The sequence below is a fragment of the Candidatus Saccharibacteria bacterium oral taxon 488 genome, assembly GCA_013100805.1.
Classification (GTDB): Bacteria; Patescibacteriota; Saccharimonadia; order Saccharimonadales; family Saccharimonadaceae; genus Nanosynbacter.
Genome location: CP040000.1, coordinates 682,723 through 695,988 on the forward strand (window position 1 = coordinate 682,723; position 13,266 = coordinate 695,988).

The 13,266-nt window shown below is 50.3% G+C and carries 19 protein-coding genes; 3 read left to right on the forward strand and 16 right to left on the reverse strand.

The annotated features are described in order from the left end of the window. Window positions 1-16: 16 nt before the first annotated feature. Genes FBF27_03605 through FBF27_03645 form a run of 9 tightly spaced genes read right to left on the reverse strand, consistent with a single transcriptional unit; the run spans window position 17 to window position 7,069 of the window. Window positions 17-391 carry a hypothetical protein gene (locus FBF27_03605; protein QJU09473.1) on the reverse strand — a complete coding sequence of 125 codons (375 nt, stop codon included), beginning with the start codon at window positions 389-391 and terminating at the stop codon, window positions 17-19. Continuing rightward, window positions 388-864: a tRNA (adenosine(37)-N6)-threonylcarbamoyltransferase complex ATPase subunit type 1 TsaE gene (tsaE, locus tag FBF27_03610; GenBank protein ID QJU09474.1), complete on the reverse strand. Its 477-nt coding sequence runs from the start codon at window positions 862-864 to the stop codon at window positions 388-390. Before tsaE ends, FBF27_03605 begins: the two co-directional genes overlap by 4 nt. Beyond that, window positions 861-1,445 carry a hypothetical protein gene (locus FBF27_03615; GenBank protein ID QJU09475.1) on the reverse strand — a complete coding sequence of 195 codons (585 nt, stop codon included), beginning with the start codon at window positions 1,443-1,445 and terminating at the stop codon, window positions 861-863. The genes tsaE and FBF27_03615 overlap by 4 nt, the downstream gene beginning before the upstream one ends. A 27-nt stretch (window positions 1,446-1,472) precedes the next feature. Further along, window positions 1,473-1,760 carry a hypothetical protein gene (locus FBF27_03620; protein QJU09476.1) on the reverse strand — a complete coding sequence of 96 codons (288 nt, stop codon included), beginning with the start codon at window positions 1,758-1,760 and terminating at the stop codon, window positions 1,473-1,475. Next, on the reverse strand, window positions 1,757-2,401 hold the full coding sequence (locus FBF27_03625; GenBank protein QJU09477.1) for a hypothetical protein: 645 nt from the start codon (window positions 2,399-2,401) through the stop codon (window positions 1,757-1,759). Before FBF27_03625 ends, FBF27_03620 begins: the two co-directional genes overlap by 4 nt. Then, window positions 2,398-2,958 carry a hypothetical protein gene (locus tag FBF27_03630; GenBank protein QJU09478.1) on the reverse strand — a complete coding sequence of 187 codons (561 nt, stop codon included), beginning with the start codon at window positions 2,956-2,958 and terminating at the stop codon, window positions 2,398-2,400. The genes FBF27_03625 and FBF27_03630 overlap by 4 nt, the downstream gene beginning before the upstream one ends. After that, complete coding sequence (locus FBF27_03635; protein ID QJU09479.1) at window positions 2,951-4,000, reverse strand: pilus assembly protein PilM; 1,050 nt, start codon at window positions 3,998-4,000, stop codon at window positions 2,951-2,953. The genes FBF27_03630 and FBF27_03635 overlap by 8 nt, the downstream gene beginning before the upstream one ends. Window positions 4,001-4,060: 60 nt before the next feature. Continuing rightward, complete coding sequence (locus tag FBF27_03640) at window positions 4,061-5,287, reverse strand: type II secretion system F family protein (GenBank protein ID QJU09480.1); 1,227 nt, start codon at window positions 5,285-5,287, stop codon at window positions 4,061-4,063. Continuing rightward, entirely contained in the window at window positions 5,288-7,069 is a 1,782-nt protein-coding gene (locus FBF27_03645) for a type II/IV secretion system protein (GenBank protein ID QJU09481.1), read from the reverse strand. It lies immediately after the preceding gene. Window positions 7,070-7,153: 84 nt separating this feature from the next. Here FBF27_03645 and FBF27_03650 point away from each other — a divergent pair, with 84 nt between their 5' ends. Beyond that, window positions 7,154-7,792, forward strand: a complete 639-nt coding sequence (locus FBF27_03650; protein ID QJU09482.1) for a hypothetical protein — start codon at window positions 7,154-7,156, stop codon at window positions 7,790-7,792. Here FBF27_03650 and FBF27_03655 read toward each other — a convergent pair whose 3' ends face one another. Further along, window positions 7,793-8,134 (reverse strand): hypothetical protein, encoded by a 342-nt coding sequence (locus FBF27_03655; protein QJU09483.1) that lies wholly within the window; start codon window positions 8,132-8,134, stop codon window positions 7,793-7,795. Further along, window positions 8,124-8,828 carry an NUDIX hydrolase gene (locus FBF27_03660; protein ID QJU09484.1) on the reverse strand — a complete coding sequence of 235 codons (705 nt, stop codon included), beginning with the start codon at window positions 8,826-8,828 and terminating at the stop codon, window positions 8,124-8,126. The genes FBF27_03655 and FBF27_03660 overlap by 11 nt, the downstream gene beginning before the upstream one ends. A gap of 88 nt (window positions 8,829-8,916) precedes the next feature. On the opposite strand from FBF27_03660, the gene FBF27_03665 reads away from it, so the two are divergent. Continuing rightward, the gene (locus FBF27_03665; GenBank protein ID QJU09485.1) at window positions 8,917-10,068 is read left to right on the forward strand and encodes a hypothetical protein; all 1,152 of its coding nucleotides are present in this window, start codon (window positions 8,917-8,919) and stop codon (window positions 10,066-10,068) included. Here FBF27_03665 and trmB read toward each other — a convergent pair. Continuing rightward, window positions 10,044-10,763, reverse strand: coding sequence for a tRNA (guanosine(46)-N7)-methyltransferase TrmB (gene trmB / locus FBF27_03670; GenBank protein QJU09486.1), 720 nt, complete (start codon window positions 10,761-10,763; stop codon window positions 10,044-10,046). The two genes, FBF27_03665 and trmB, sit on opposite strands and share 25 nt — an antisense overlap. Before the next feature lie 12 nt (window positions 10,764-10,775). Here trmB and FBF27_03675 point away from each other — a divergent pair, with 12 nt between their 5' ends. After that, complete coding sequence (locus FBF27_03675; GenBank protein ID QJU09487.1) at window positions 10,776-11,678, forward strand: mechanosensitive ion channel family protein; 903 nt, start codon at window positions 10,776-10,778, stop codon at window positions 11,676-11,678. 7 nt (window positions 11,679-11,685) lie between these two features. Here FBF27_03675 and FBF27_03680 read toward each other — a convergent pair whose 3' ends face one another. The 4 genes from FBF27_03680 to FBF27_03695 are packed head-to-tail and all read right to left on the reverse strand — an operon-like array spanning window position 11,686 to window position 13,227. Continuing rightward, window positions 11,686-12,102, reverse strand: a complete 417-nt coding sequence (locus tag FBF27_03680) for a hypothetical protein (GenBank protein QJU09488.1) — start codon at window positions 12,100-12,102, stop codon at window positions 11,686-11,688. Further along, on the reverse strand, window positions 12,095-12,637 hold the full coding sequence (locus FBF27_03685; GenBank protein ID QJU09489.1) for a hypothetical protein: 543 nt from the start codon (window positions 12,635-12,637) through the stop codon (window positions 12,095-12,097). Before FBF27_03685 ends, FBF27_03680 begins: the two co-directional genes overlap by 8 nt. A gap of 43 nt (window positions 12,638-12,680) precedes the next feature. Beyond that, window positions 12,681-12,956: a hypothetical protein gene (locus FBF27_03690; protein QJU09490.1), complete on the reverse strand. Its 276-nt coding sequence runs from the start codon at window positions 12,954-12,956 to the stop codon at window positions 12,681-12,683. A 49-nt stretch (window positions 12,957-13,005) separates the two neighbouring features. Beyond that, window positions 13,006-13,227, reverse strand: coding sequence for a hypothetical protein (locus FBF27_03695; GenBank protein ID QJU09491.1), 222 nt, complete (start codon window positions 13,225-13,227; stop codon window positions 13,006-13,008). Window positions 13,228-13,266: the final 39 nt, after the last annotated feature.

Genomic DNA, 13,266 nt, shown 5'->3' on the forward strand with positions numbered 1-13,266 from the left:
GCGGAGGAAAATACCACTATTTGCGCGGAGTCGTGATGTGAGCTTCGCCGCCATATTCGGGGAGAATAATCGTGTCGTTTTCGCCGCGCTTCAGCCGCTCCAGGCAGTCATCTCGCCAGTGATCGCCACTACTGCCAACGATCGGAATACCGAGTCCCTCCGCCAACGTGTTTGCCACCGCACAGCCAATCCTCAGTCCCGTAAAGCTACCCGGCCCACGCATGATACCGATACCACTGATGTGGTGAATGCCGCCTGTCTGCTCGTCCAAAAATCGTAGCAGCCCTCGGGCCAAACCACGACCCGCTTCCCACGCTACCTCTCGCCGGCTATCGCCCTGAACAATCGTTAAACGGCACGTCATCGTCGATGTATCAAGCAGAATAATCATGCCAACTCCTCGTCCGCCGCGCTAATTGTCGCGAGGAGCGCTTGGCTCGTCGGCCCGCCAGCACTCAGCGTGACACGCCGCGACTGTTCGTCAATTGCTAGAATCCTCGCTGTCAGTCGATCGGCCGGCAATACCTGCTCGACGGCACCCGCCCACTCAACCACTGTCACGGTCTGCGGTTGCATGGTTACCTCCCGAATTTCCTCCGCCATGATGCCCGCCTCACCCAATCGATAAAAATCATAATGAGCCAGCGTCAGGCCTCTCGGTGACTGATACACACGGGAAATAGTAAACGTCGGGCTCTGTACCGGTTCAGTAATGTCGAGCCCCTCGGCAATACCTTTCGTTAGTGTCGTCTTACCAGCGCCGATGTCCCCGACCAACTCAATCACCTCGCCACCTCGCAGACGAGACCCAATTATTTGACCCAGCCGCTGCATCGCTAACGAACTGGCAATCACTAACGTCATTTGCTGTCGCTGCCGTCAGCTTCGGCCGCAGGATGCGCCTTTCGGAATGGATTTTCAAACGTTGGTTGCGGTTGAATAACCGGCTCCTTGTGGCGAATCTCTGGCGTCTTGACAACAATATGTTCATCAGTCACACGAACGATCTGCGAACGATGGATCAGTAGTTCGGTATCGCCAAAACTCTTGAGTAACGGCCGTCGCACCCGGAGCTGCTGAATCACAAAATTACCGGCCTCTAGCGTGTAGCCGATGACCTTGCCGACCTTACGCTTTTTCTCGTCAATAACGTACTTGCCGACTAGTGCAAACTGAAATTCATACACTTCCTTGATCTTCAGGACATCGCTTGGCATAATTAGCTCGTCCGCGGAATCAATGATCAGGCCTAGCGGCCCAATTTCCCGCACATCAGCGATTCGCAGCAAAGTCGGCGATTGGTCAAGTGTCGGCCCTTCTAGCTCGTACGCCACGATTGATAAATTGCGCGGGTCGATCACCGCCCGCGATGTCCGCGCCAGCTCCGAGCCGGTCTGCAGGCTCATTACTGGTGCTCTATCAAATCGTTCAGCAGAAATTAGCATACTTCTCACATTATAGCGATATCCACGCTATTCGGCAAACAGATTTGTCCGCCCGGCCGGTAGACTAAAATTAGCATTGGCGGTGTCGCGTGTGCGGAAACTGTTAATTTGGTCAATCGTCTTCTGGTCAAATCGCGTCGTCTGCTGCTGGATAGTATCTTCTTTCGGATTTGATGAGGCGAGCAGGCTGTACAGGAGGAAGATCGCCACCGACACACCAACCACCACCGTTAACGTGTAGAGAATGACATGATAGCGGCGGAAAAAGTGCGAGAGTAGCGTGCCAATTTGTGAAATATCAGGTGAATTTTTCATCGAACATATACCTCCACATCCAGAGTTTGTGTATTCACTTGGCCAGCCCCCTCGGTCTTTGACATACTAACACTAGCAATTTGCATCCGTGTCAAGTTCTGCTCAATTAAATGCATAAATCGAAGGAGTGCCATGTAGTCTGTTTTTTCGTTGAGGCGAACAGACACCTTCATACTCTTTGGCCCAGCGGTGCTAGCAGCATTATTTGAACCAGAGCCGGTGTTCGTACCCGAACTACCTGATGAGCCCGAGTTTGACTTCGCTCCTGCTCCGGCCGATCCTGATGCAAACGTAAACCCGGCGATGCCCACTCCAGACTTATTTGCGTAGGCGGTAAGGTCATTAATAATCTGGTTCTGATACTGATACTGCTGGGTTTCTGCCACCAGCTGCTGCGCCTTAGTAACACTATCTTTATATTTTTCCATCTCTTTTTCTAGCCGTGCTAGATCTTGCACTTTAGCATCAACTGCTTTTGCCTCGGTCTGGATCTTAGAAACTTCCTCAGCAGTACCCTGTAGCATGGTGTAGCCAAAGTAGACAATCACCCCCATACCGACTAGGATTAGTACCAGTGACAGCGAAAAGACAATCCGCATGGTCACCGCTGGCGTCATTTTCTCTCGTTTTCTCTCGCTCATTGCTTTGCTACCTCCGGCACCATCGTCACATTAATTGTAATACTAATCAGGTAACCATCCTTGCTTTCTTTTTCAGCCACTGCCGAGGCGAGATTAACATCCTTAAAGAGGTTCGACTGCTGAAAGCTATCCTTGAGCCGCAACGCATCACCATATGTTTTACCGCGTGCGTTGATAGTCATCGGCGTGCCGAGCTTCTTGCTATCTAGCGTCAACGTTTGCAAAATTGTCCCCGATGGCATCGCCTGAGCGATCTTGAGTGCTACCTTTGAATACCGCACATCTTTATCGAGAATCGCCTTGGCAATCTTGAGGTTTGCACTAAACGAATCATAATCCTGCTGGACTTTTTGATACTGCAGCGCCCGACGATTACCCGTCTCAATCGTCTGCTGAGCAGTCGTTTTTGTATGCTCCATGATCAAATAAATACCTACTGTCGCCACGATGAGTAAGAAGCCAAGAATCAACGACACCACGCAGTAGCGCCACAATATTACATTTGACCGGCCAGCGACAATCTCGCGTTTAACTTTCGGCGGTAACAGATTAATCATGCCAAATCTCCTCCGCTCGCACCAGCGACAAACCAGCTGCCGTCATGAACCGCGGTCGTAGCTGTTTGGCCGGCGGTGCTAAATTATTAAAGTTCAGCGACTGCCACGGACTGGCCACTCGTGCTGGTAAGGTCAGCTCGCCCGTAAAGTACTCACCAAGCCCCGGCACGCTACTGCCGCTACCAACGATTAGCACCTGTTCAAGGCGCGATTCATCCGGGAAGCGATCGGTGTAGTAGCGAATAACTTTCTGGATTTCACCGATGATCCGCTGCAGGCTCGGCTTTAGTGCCTCGGTAATTTTTTCTTGGCGCGGACCAGTGTTGAGGCCATTAAGCACCTTGAATTGGTGCGCCGTCTCAAGTGGTACGTTCAATTTTTTCGCGATGTCAAGCGTCAATGTATTGCCACCAATGTTTAGACCACCGGTCACGCGAATTGCCGCATCAAGAATAGCGATATCGGTCGTCGCCGGGCCGATGTCAACGATGACTGTCGGCAGCGACCCCTCTTTGGTGCGCTCAAGCAGTCGCGCCACCGCATTGATGCTCGGCTCAATCATCGCCACTTCAATGCCACACGATTCAACAATTGCTAGCTGCTCGTCAACGATCTTTTGCGGCACCGCGCACATCAAGACTGATAAATTTTCTTTGCCGCGCTTGATAATCTGATGATCGACGTAGAGCGAATCAAGCGGCATCGGCACGTACTGCTCGACCTCGAGATTCACCGCCTCTTCAATCTTATTCTCCTGCTTGATCGGCAGCGCAAAGGTGCGCGCATACGTCTTGGTCGTCGGCAATCCCAGCACCACGCGGTTACTGCCGAGCCGCCCGACAATATTCTTTTCAAACATTTGATTAATCTTGCCGCAGAGATACTCTGCCCGGTCATCGCTCTCGTCCTTCGCCGGATCCAGCTCAATTGCGCCGTATCCGTGCACCGTCATCCGCGCCATATCGACTGACATTACCCGAACGCCGGCCTTGTTAATATCAAGCCCGATGATCGGCTTTGACTTGTAGAAAATATTTGCCACTATCGTTTGCCCACATCTCTTCTTTTTGTTAAGTATAGCATAAGCATTTTGAAAAACCAACTATCCCTTAATTTGATTTGCTAATCCAGTAATCGGCATCATCACCGCCGCCGCGATCAAGCCGACCATACCGCCCATAAAGACGATCATCACCGGCTCAATCGTCGAGCTCAAACCGCTAATCGCCGCATCGACTTCTTCCTCATAAAAATCCGCCACCTTGACCAGCACCTTATCCGTCTGGCCCGTCTCTTCACCGACCGCCAGCATCTGGCCAACGATTGGTGGATAGAGATCTTCGCGCTCATTGATAATCCGCGACAAAACCTCGCCATTCTTAATGCGCTTGGCGGCGTCAAGCAATGAATCTTGATACACCGTGTTACCGACTGCCCGGGCCGTCACTTCCAGCGCCTCGAGTACCGACACACCCGCACCAATCAGCGCCGAAAAGGTACGCGTAAACCGCGCCACCGCCACCTTGCGAATAATCTTGCTGATGATCGGCGCTTTCAGGACGAAATGATGGAACTTGACTTTACCTTTTGGCGACTTGATGTAGCGAAGAAGGACGTACACACCGCCAAATAATAACGGGAAAATAATATACCAAAAACTTACCATAAACTGGCTGATACTCATCAGTATCTGCGTCAGCGCCGGCAGCTCTGCGTCCTCGCCCGCCAGATCCTTAATCGTCTTGCCAATCATTGGCAAGACAAAAATCATCAAACCAAAGAACGCCCCGATGGTGATGACGATCAGCACCATTGGATAGGTCATAGCACTCTTGATCTTCTTTTTCATTGACGAATTCTTTTCCTGTTGCAGAGCCAAGCGCTTCAAGATATCGTCCAAAATACCACCCGTTTCACCAGCACGCACCATGTTCACATACACATCACTGAAGGCCTCGGGGTGCTTACTCAGCGCATCAGCAAACGAGGCACCGCCCTCGATCTCCTTAGATACTGCGTTCAAAATCTCGCGAAAATGTGGACTCTCGGCGTGCTGCGCCATTGAGTTGAGCGACCTGAGAATCGGCACACCGGCAGACACCATGGTGCTAAGCTGCCTGGTAAAACCAACCAACTCCTCGGTCGGCACTGACTTCTTGCCACCCCCAAAGCGAAAACCTTTCTTCTCGTCACCAGCCTCCTTGAGGTCGACCAACCTCATACCCTGAGCTTGAATGAGCTGGATAGCACTGGCGCGACTGCTGGCTTCTAGCTCGCCGTTGATCGGCTGATTGTTATTTTTAGTTGCGATATATTTAAATTTTGTCATTTATTGCTCCCTTGTTGCTCTCAAAACTTCCTCTAGCGTTGTCACGCCACGCAGCGACTTGACAAAACCGTCCGTCTGCATTGTCACCATTCCTTCAGTAATCGCCTGCTGCTGAATCTCATTACTGGTGGCATTGGCGGTGATCATCTTTTGGATCGGAATCGAAATACCGAGAACCTCGTAGATACCGACGCGCCCCTTGAAGCCATTATGGCCGCACTCGTCACAGCCCTCGGGATTTGGTCGCCATAAATATTGAATCGTCACGTCAGTCGAGCCGAGCGGTGTATTGCCGCCAATCTTGTCAGCTGCCGCCTGCTGCTCCAGCGCATGCAGTCGCTGCATCGAGCCCTGCTTGAGATTAAACATCTGAACGATGTAGGCCAGCTCTCCGGTGTCCGGCACATATTGCTGACGACAATGCATACACAATCGCCGCACCAAGCGCTGGCCGATCACCGCCTTGACCGTCGAAGCGATCAGGAACGGCTCAATTCCCATATCCAATAGACGCGGCAGACAGGTCGCTGCGTTGTTGGTGTGGAGGGTTGAAAACACCAAGTGCCCGGTCAGCGCTGCCTGCACGCCCAGGTTGGCGGTCTCGCCGTCGCGAATCTCTCCAACCATGATGATGTTCGGGTCTTGACGGAGCAGTGCGCGCAGTCCTGAAGCGAAGGTCATGCCGGCTTTCGAGTTAGTCTGGGTTTGGTTGACCCCGGGGATCTTGTATTCAACCGGATCTTCAATGGTTGAGATATTCACATCTGGCGTATTAAGCTCTGATAGCACACTAAACAAGCTAGTCGACTTTCCCGAACCAGTTGGCCCGGTCACCAAGATCATACCATTTGGTTGCGCCATGGCGTCTTTAAGTGTACTCAGCGACAACCCCCAGTAGCCGAGACTATCGAGGGCAACCGCCTGATTGGACTCGTCCAAAATACGCATAACGATTTTCTCGCCATCAGCGATCGGCAGCGTCGACACACGCAGCGCGTATTGCTTACCCGAGACCTTGATCTTGAAGCGACCATCTTGCGGCACGCGGCGTTCGTCAATTTTTAGGTTTGACAAGATCTTGATACGACTAACCAGCGCACCTTGGACATTGCGCGGCAACTTATTTACTTCCTTGAGTACACCATCAATTCGGTAACGAACCTGGACGAAATCCTCACGCGGCTCAATGTGGATATCCGAAGCGCCCGACTTAATAGCATACTCGAGCAGCAAGTTAACCGTCTGGGCGATCGGCGAATTTTCAGAGATCTCCTCCTCAGAGACGTTTTGTGAGTCTGACTCAGCACCGCTCTGGATTGACACCACCTCATCCAGCTCATCGGTAATATTACCGCGATAATTCTCCAGGCAGTCAAGAATGTTATTTTTTGTCGCCAGGAACACCTTGATGTTGTAGCCAATCTCTTTCTGGATGAAGTTCAGCGCCTGCACATCGTCGGGATCTTCCATCGCCAGACTCAAGACGCCGTTATCATCAGCTGCAAACAATACGACATTGTACTGACGGGCGATATGCTCGGGGATCCGTTTGAGGACGTCATCAGGGATATCCTTTGGCTCAATGGTCACAAACGGCACATTGATATATTCACCAATCTTTTGCCCGAGCTGTACCTCGCTCAGGATTTTGTGCTCCAAGATAATCGTCTGCAATGAATGGTGCGTACGTTCCGCCTCCATCTTTAACTCGGCCAGCTGTGACTCAGAAATTACCTCACCCTGGCGCAAAATCTTCTCAATACTACTGTCAGAAATGCGCATAATTACCCTTATGCTTGAGTATAGCGCATATCGTATGGGAGTTCAATAAAAAGAGAAAAAGTAGTACATGTTACAATATCAGACATGAACGATTTAGTAATTTCAGCAATCCTTTTTGATGTTGGTGGTGTACTTGTAAGTGACTACGACATCCAAAGTGACCTGAGAAACGCCCTGCATAACCCCGAACATTTCGACCAACAATGGCCAAAAGCTTTGCACGACTACGAAAGTGGTTTCATAGACAAGAACGTGTTTCTACGGAGGCTAGGTTGTGATCATCCATCCCCAGAGCAATACGATCGGCTAACTCGTGGCTTCCGTGATCATCAAGTATACTTCCAAAATGTCATCACATTTGCACGTTCATTGACGACGCATGGACTACAGATCGGTATCCTCAGCAATGCTATGCCGAGCCACTCTGCTATCTTGCAGCAAGCAGGTATTTATGACGGTTTTAGACCATGTCTTTTATCGTGGCAGATTGGTCACCACAAACCTGAACGGGGTGCATTTACATCTGCCCTCTCAGCATTAAACCTATCTGATAATCCAGAGCACGTACTGTTTATTGACAATCATCAAAATAACCTCGACGCAGCAGCGGCTTGTGGCATGCATACCCTCCTCGTAGTGCGCCAAGCAACACAAGCGCAAACTGAGCAAACGATCATTATGGGAATAACCGATAAACTACTGTCCCTTGGCGTTGTGCTATGATCAGCGATTATCACCCCGCCCGTGCAGCTGCTGGCGGGCTTGGCGGCTGGCGAGCTTTTGGTTGTTCATCTGGGCAACTTCCTCGAGGCTAGAACCGAGCAGGTGCGCCACTGCATTAACATACCACAACACGTCGCCTAATTCTTTGAGAATTTCTGTACGGTCATCGTCTGTCAGTATTCCCTGCTTGTCGCGAACCAGCTTTTTGAACTTTTCAGCTACCTCCCCTGACTCGCCGACCAGCCCAAGCACTTGCGCCATCAGTCGCGCATCAATCTCCCCATACTCATGCGTACCAATCAGTGTCGCGATGGCTTTCTTGGCGTACTCATCAATTGTCATAGTCTCTCCTTTCAATTACCTCATTTAATTCTGCCACAAATTCCTCAAAAAAGAACGGGTCGTGAAAGAACGTCCGTGCTACGATTTGCTCAACCGCTGGCGCCAAGTCATAATCGGCCAATCGATGCGGACGGGCCCACACCAATTCTCTGCCCGCCACGACTTCATCAGTCTCACCATAAAACACGTGCGCCAACGTTGATGATAATATTTCCTTCCCCACAAGGACACGAATATAACAATCACCTGCATGGGTTAGCGGCAGCTTATCCACCGCCAATTTCTCGCGCGCCTCCCGCTGAGCGGCAGCCAAGACCGACTCATCATCAATATGTAGCTTGCCGTACGGCAGCGTCCAGGTGTCGACATGCGGCTGCTTAGTGCGCCGCTGGAGCAACACATCGCCATTGGTATTTTGGATGACAATCATAGTAATAATTTTTGGTTGGGTACGAATTTTGAGTGATTTAATACTAACTCTATCGACGTACGACAGACCCTCCCGCCCCAGACAGTATCCATCATCCGTCTTGATGACAAATCCTCGCTTCTTCAATATATTTAAGTGGTAGGTATAGAGATTAGTATCGACTTTTGACGGCCGCATATCCCGAAACCGTGCATATTTCATATGCATCAACACACCAAGAATATGCTTCTGAATGTGATGTTCGGGGATAAATTGGTCAATCATAGTTGAGTCAAATTATACTTGCTATTCATACTAGTAATTTTACACTACAATCACTAGTGTCATCAACACAACTAAAGGAGCGACGCTTATGTCAATCGAATCACTCATCCACACACCTGAATTTGAGGGAAGGTTGCCGGTGGAAACTGAGCGTAAATTCATGGCTATCTTTCCGGAAAAACTCACCGATCTGCGCAAAGAAGCCGAGCCGATTGAACAGTTATATCTATCACACCCGGATGAGCCATTTAGTCTACGCCTCCGCTCAACCTTTAGGCGTGATACCGGCGAGCTACATTACGAAGCAACCCTCAAAGATAATGGCTTCCGGAGTGGCGATGGTCTGCGTCGGCTAGAGGTGACGACTGAGATTAGCCCCGAGTTATATGAATACTACCGTAACGACGAGACACCAATTATCCGTAAACTACGCGCCGAACCGCTACCCGGTGTCGTTATTGATTTTTTCGAAAACGACGGCCTAGTACAAGCTGAATTAGAAGATAATGGATCATGGCAACAATTTACTGACCAGTTTGGTAATATATTCATGGAAGTGACCGGTGAAATAATGGCTACCAGTGAGTGGCAGGCGCACTACGACTTCCGACGACAACACGAGGGGCGGGAGGCGCTGTCAATTCAGCCGGAGCTTGACATTGATACTATTGTTTCTGATATTCTCACCCCTACCGCAAACTCTCCGCGCATCATCCATATCGCTGGCCGTAGTGGCTCTGGTAAATCAACCATCGTCAAACAACTCCGCGAACGGCTGGATGAGCTCAACATTAACTCAATTACCATGTCAACTGATGACTACCACCGTGGCGCAACCTACCTTTATTATTATAATGATCGTCAGGAGTGGCAGCACTGGAATGACCCGTTTGTATACGACACCGAAACGATGGCCATCGACCTACAAAACCTTATTAATGATAAGGAGATATACCACCGCCACATGAATTGGCAAACTGCAGAGCCCTATATAGCGGGTACGCTTAGCCCAGCAGAAGTAATCATCGTTGAGGGAATCTACGCCAAATCACCTGACATTATCACTGACAATAGCCTCGTCTACGAGATACCAACCCCAATCGCTACCTGTATTGGTCGGCGTATCTTGCGTGACCTTAACGAACGCCCGCAATTTTGCAACCCCTCGGAAAATCTACTCTATTTATTGAGTGAGGCCGAGCCAGCATATCGTACTCAACAGCAACCAACCAATGCCTGAGGGGATGAGGGCTCACTTTGGCTTTCATTAATCCGATGGTCGACTGCTCGCACAAACCCAATCGCCTTCCCCTCGCCAACCCACCGCTGCTCGTAGGTTGTCATGATCCGGGCATCGCTCTCCTCATCAAGTCGCTCCGATTCGTGCAGATCAAACGTTAGCTCCCGAAGCTGCCAGCCAGCCACCACCAGCTGCTCCAAGCTCCAACAGAAAAAGTTGTGATCATCGTGCTTGAGTAGTAGCTCGCCGCCCTCATCAAGCAACTTTGCGTACTGCGTTAAAAAATGTGGGTGCGTCAAACGCCGACCACTGGAGCGCTGGCGTGGAAACGGATCGGGGAAAGTGACCCACAACTGACTGAGTGATCCAGCCTCACATAACTCACCCAGCTGATCCGCCCGTGCCCGCACAAACCAAATATTCGTGAGGCTACGCCGCTCGGCCTCACGTGCCCCTTTCTGCAATCGATCGGCCTTGACATCAACCGCCAGAAACCGCTGCTCGGGATGGCGCGCCGCTAGCTCGACACTAAACAGTCCCGTTCCAGCACCGATCTCCAGTACGTCAATCGACCGCGGCGTCCACTCATCATACTCAAAACAAAGTGGTGAATTGTTAAATAATGCAAATTTATACTTCTTGCGTCGCCGGGTGATGACGAATTGATTTGGATCGACAAAACTCATACTTTTCATTATACTAAACTCATGATGGATACGCTTATCAAACAACTGTTAAATTCGTCGCGCTTTGATGAATGGATGACCGAGCATGGACTAGGCTGGCTGGTAAGCGAGCGGATGGTTGAAACGGTCAGTATCGTCATTGGCGCGGTTATCGTTTATTATCTTGGCCGCATCTTCATTACTTGGGCAATTCGCTACGCGATCCACTCCACCGCCAAGCACCGCTCATGGCACCGCAAAGATATCGAAAAGCGTGAAAATACCCTAACACAGCTGATCCGTAGTTTTTGGCGCATCACTATCATTGCCTATATCGCCGCCATGGTCGCCAGTAAGTTATTCTACTTCGACTTGTCGCCACTGTTTGCCAGCGCCGGCATCATTGGCGTCGCGCTCGGATTTGGTGCGCAGTCACTTGTCAAAGATTTTCTGGCCGGCATCTTTATCATCGCTGAAAATCAATATCGCGTCGGCGACATCGTTGACGTCATGGGTGCGAGCGGCACTGTCGAGCGCGTCGGTACCAGGTCAACCGTGCTCCGCGATGCTGACGGTAATGTGCACTACTTACCAAATGGCACCATCCAGCATGTCATCAACAAAACGATGGGGTATAGCATGTCGCGCTTTACCTTGCAGCTCGATCCAAGCACCGACATTAGCCGCGCCGCTGATATCATCAACGAGACCGGCCAGCAATTGAGCAAGGAAAAATCTTGGGACAAGAAAATTATTGAACCGCCAAAATTTGTCTCCGTCGGCGATATCACTGGTCGATCAGTTGAATTGATTGTTGCTGGTAAGGTTCAGCCATCAGATCAATGGGCGGTTACCTCAGAGATGCGCCGCCGGCTCCTCAAAGAATTTGAAAAACAAGAGATCGAGCTAGCTGTCATCCCAACAGCGATAACGCATAAAAAGTAATCATAACTCACTCTGACGAACCGTCTTGACCCTGTGTCGTCGTACCGCCCGCGCCATTGCCACTACCACTGACGCCCAGCTGATCATCGCTCAACACATCGCTAGCAAACGCCCGCGCACCATCAGCTTTCTTTTCTTCTTGCTTATATTTTTGTAGAAAATCATCCAGCACTTTGCCCGTCACCTCACCCTGCGCCTCAAACATGTCTCGATTATGATTATTGGAATTATCAATCTGCGCTCGATACGGTACATAGTCCGGCCGACTCAAGTCCACTCGGAAAGCGTCTGACGAGTAATACAAGTGCATCGAAATACCAACGAGCACGATCGACACCACGATCACGCTAACTACCATCGTCGGTAGCTTATGCTGTATAATTAACCTGGCCATCCGGCGACCGAGTCGCTTGAACTTATCCACGACTACCTCCGCTCAATAGCTTTACCTTGAGCTGTTCCACCGCCACACGATAATCCGCTGCCAGTTTACTCATCGTCGTCACCGACTCACTGACCTGTCGACGTGCGTCGCGCGTCTTGATCAGCTGTGCATAAAACTCGCCCGGTTTGTCGGCACAATCTGTCCTGACCAGCGCCGTCAAATTGGACTCATACTCATTGTACTGCTGAGCAAACGCCTTGCGGGCCTCCTCGTAGTCACGAGCGATCATCACCATCCGCGAGCTATCGATCTGCGCTAGAGCCAAGCGGCTATTTAGTTTGGCGATGAGATTAGTCGATATCGTGTTGTATGCTTGGCCGGCGTTAACCCGCAGCAAGGCATCGTTATGCTGAATCCGCTGCAATGTTGAACGAATGGACTGACACTGACTGCGGATCAGATGGAGCGGCGGCGAACTTGGTGCAGTCTGTGCTACAGCAATACCCGACCGTATCATTACGGCGGCCAGGCTAATACCGCACACAAAAAACGCGAGACTACGAAGATGTTTCATCTTTTTTATTATCTCGCGTTTTTGCGTTTAGGTCAAACTGCTACTACGACTTCTTGAAATGCTTCTCGGTATCGGCCTTGACGGTACGAGCGGTTCCAGTAACGACATCGCCAACTTTTTGAGCGCCTGCCTTGACCGCTTCAGCGCTATCTTTGGCGGCAGCTTGGGCTTTTTTGGCGGTCTTGACAGTGGCAGTTTTTAGCTCGCCAGCTTTTTTCTTGATGTCAGCGCGAGTTTCCTTACCACTTTTTGGTGCGGTCAAAATACCAGCCGCGAAACCAGCCGCTGCGGCGCCGAGAACTGTTAATGCTTTTTTCATATATATCTCCTTGTTTGTTTCTATTAAATTAATATATGGAACAGATTGACTATTTTTTGCGAAAGAGTTGCACGACTTCAGTAAATAATTTTACTGGAGACAGCCACTCAGTCGCTTGAGCGATGTTAGACACCGCCGCTTCAGCTTGGTTGACGAGGCGCTTGAGCTTCGTCAGCAGTGAAATTATTACACCGAACAAGACGATAATCGTCACCGAGTGAATAATAATCACTACGGTCATCAGTATAATAACTGTTTGCATGTCTTCCATACCTTTCCTTTGTTACTGTTTATGTTTGTCGTATTGACT